Source organism: Paenibacillus sp. EKM206P (genome assembly GCF_011066155.1).
In the GTDB taxonomy this organism is placed as follows: domain Bacteria; phylum Bacillota; class Bacilli; order Paenibacillales; family Paenibacillaceae; genus Paenibacillus; species Paenibacillus polymyxa_D.
In genome coordinates this window covers 1-512 of the sequence record NZ_JAAMNQ010000070.1, presented here as the reverse complement: position 1 = coordinate 512, position 512 = coordinate 1, and the positions used below count along the sequence as shown (strand labels likewise).

The following is a 512-nucleotide window of genomic DNA, read 5'->3' as shown; positions in this document are numbered from 1 at the left end:
AAGCACAGATATGGCTTGGGGAAAGCCGACAGGCCTTGGCCGGAGGGCAGACTGAGGGTGAGTTGGAAACAGCGGCTAGTGCTGAAACGATGGAAAGAGACAGCCTAAATGAAAACTTAGGCTCAAAATCAGATTCGAAGTCTGACAGCGAAGCAGCATCCGAACCGGCAACAGGGCTGCGTCTGCATACCGTATTGGCATTGGACGATGAGTCACTGTACACCGGAGATACGACAGACGTCGATCACATCAACGAACCGCACGATTTGGCGTATGTGATCTATACATCCGGGACAACCGGACGGCCGAAGGGCGTCATGATCGAGCATCGCAGCCTGGTGAATACGGCTACGGCGTATCGCCGGGATTATCGCCTGAACCAATTCCCAGTCCGACTGCTACAGCTGGCGAGCTTCTCGTTCGACGTATTCGTCGGGGATATCGCGCGGACGCTCTATAACGGCGGCACGATGGTCATTTGTCCGAAAGACGACCGGATTGATTTTAGCCGT

Annotated in this window: 1 protein-coding gene; it reads left to right on the top strand. The window is 54.5% G+C overall.

All coding sequences use genetic code 11. From position 1 onward, the window contains the following. Positions 1 to 512 (top strand): AMP-binding protein (locus G9G53_RS26655; RefSeq protein ID WP_238796326.1); only part of this gene is annotated, 512 nt, incomplete at both ends.